At 42.4% G+C, this 2228-nt stretch carries 3 protein-coding genes; all 3 read left to right on the top strand.

Annotated features, from left to right (window positions below; all coding sequences use genetic code 11):
* A partial coding sequence (locus Q7P22_RS14000; RefSeq protein ID WP_303865016.1) for a citrate:proton symporter occupies positions 1-1047 on the top strand: 1047 nt, incomplete at its 5' end.
* A 121-nt stretch (positions 1048-1168) separates the two neighbouring features.
* Positions 1169-1870: a GntR family transcriptional regulator gene (locus Q7P22_RS13995; protein WP_303865015.1), complete on the top strand. Its 702-nt coding sequence runs from the start codon at positions 1169-1171 to the stop codon at positions 1868-1870.
* On the top strand, positions 1863-2228 hold a 366-nt coding region (locus Q7P22_RS13990; protein ID WP_303865014.1), incomplete at its 3' end, for a triphosphoribosyl-dephospho-CoA synthase. The genes Q7P22_RS13995 and Q7P22_RS13990, both read left to right, overlap by 8 nt.

Below are 2228 nucleotides of genomic sequence, written 5' to 3'. Positions count from 1 at the left end.
ATGCGAGTTCTTATGGCCACAGCAATTGTAGCTGCATGCGTCTCGCTTAATGGAGATGGTACAACTACTACGTTGATTTGTTGTACAGCGTTCTTGCCAATTTACAAAAAACTCCATATGAAGGTAATGAATCTTGGTGTTTTGGTAATACTGCAAAACACTATTATGAACCTCTTACCTTGGGGAGGGCCTACTGCACGTGCCATGGCTGTTTTTGGCGTAGGGTCTGAAATCCTAGCTTATTTGCTTCCTGGCATGATTATTTCTGTACTGTTTGTCATATTCGTTGTAGCTCGACATATGGGTAAACAAGAAAGAGAACGCTTAGGTATTATTCAGATGTCCAATGAAGAAATCTCTTCCCTCACTGTCTCTGATGACCCCGAAACTGCTGCTATTAAACGTCCAAATCTTTTTATCTTTAACCTAACTCTTACACTTATTTTGATCATCTGGCTAGTTGCTGGTTCGTTTATAGATAGTATCAGTTTACCTTCCAGTATGCTGTTCATTGTCGGTACATGCATTGCCCTTCTCGTTAATTATCCCAGCCTTAAAGATCAGGCAGACCGTATAGAAGCCAACGGTGGCGCCGCCGTTCAAGTTATTGCACTCATATTTGGAGCTGGTATCTTCATGGGATTGTTCCAAGGCTCTGGTATGGCTGATGCGCTCGCACAAAGCTTGGTTAACATTATTCCTAAGCAACTTGCCGGCTTCTGGGGCATCATTATCGCCCTTATCTCAGCTCCTGGCACATTCTTCTTGTCCAACGATGGCTTCTACTTCGGCGTAATGCCCGCTCTTGCTCAAGCAGGCTATGCTTACGGATTTACTCCCATGCAAATGGCCCTTGCTTCCCTTATGGGGCAAGCTTTTCACTTGTTGTCTCCTCTTGTAGCCTTCATCTACCTGCTTTTACGTCTACTAGGTCTTGACATGGGAGAATGGCAGCGTGCATCTGCTAAATGGGCTTTGTGCATTTTCGGTATCTTTGTTGTCACTATTCTCGCTACTGGCCAAGTACCAATTTACATTGCCCAGTAGAACCGTGCGCCGAATGGTTGGACGTTTATCTTGGCTTCTAATCACACGCAAATGTTAGGGTTAGACAAGATCCGCAGTCAGATTTACGCTGGCTTGCGGGTCTTGTCTCAAAGGATTCTAAATGGATACAGATTATATTGATAATATCATCCAAAGTAATCTCTATCTTAAAAGAAATGAGACACTAACTGATAGCCTTTATAGTTGCTTCCGCCAAACCGTTGTTTTAGGTAAACTCGCAGCTGGTACTTGCATATGTGAAGAAAGACTCTCCAAATCGCTTCACATTAGTCGCACACCGATTCGAGTTGCGTTGGATCGACTAGCAAACGAACATCTCGTAAAAAGGGTACCCGGAGAAGGAGTTGTCGTTTTAGGCATTAGCCTACGTGATGCAGAAGAGATATATGAAATTCGTAAAGCTCTCGAGCCTCTAGGCTTTATTAAAGCAGCTCACAATATGGAGGAAGTAGATTTTGAGAATATGAGACTACTCTTAGAAAGAGGCGAAAAAGAAAATGCGGAGGGTGATGTCGATGCAGTAGTAGCTAACTTTAGCGAGTTTAATCAATTCGTTTTAGGACATGCCTCAATGGCTCGACTACATGACATTATTGATAGTATTTCTGTATATTTGAGCTATTTTCGTGATAATGCTATACGCAAATCAGCCCGTCGTGAGATTGCTCTCAAAGAACATTGGAATATCTATTTAGCCATGCGCTTTTCAAGCGACGAAAAAATTCGTACTGAGATAGAAACACACCTTCTTAATAATTATCGCTTTGTTGCAAAAGTTATGGGAGGACTTGGCATTGCCTAAGCTAGGATTAATGACATCTTCTATCCCTTATGTGAACGTATGTAAGATTGGCAATCAGATAGCACGCTATGCTTCTTATGCGCTTATTTGTGAGGTAAGTCTTACGCCAAAGCCGGGTCTTGTGGATTTGCATACAAACGGCGCTCATACTGATATGAACGCCTCTACATTTCTTCTAAGCACCCAAGCTCTTAGGCCGTATTTTAAAGCTTATACTTGTTTAGGACTTACCTGTTCAAAAAGCTTATACCTCTTCGACTTTGTTGAGCGATTACGTAAACTTGGCGAAGAGGCTGAAATCCAGATGCTCAAGGCCACAAATGGTATCAACACCCACAAGGGTGCAAATTATTCCTTT

This window comes from Alkalibaculum bacchi, assembly GCF_937875145.1.
Taxonomy (GTDB): Bacteria; Bacillota; Clostridia; order Eubacteriales; family Alkalibacteraceae; genus Alkalibaculum; species Alkalibaculum bacchi_A.
The sequence above is the reverse complement of the archived record's forward strand: the minus strand, read 5'-3'. Positions and strand labels throughout refer to the sequence as shown.

What these genes read in the sequence shown, in the direction of transcription:
- Q7P22_RS13995 (WP_303865015.1), top strand. Translation starts at nt 1,169, where the DNA reads ATGGATACAGATTATATTGATAATATCATCCAAAGTAATCTCTATCTT.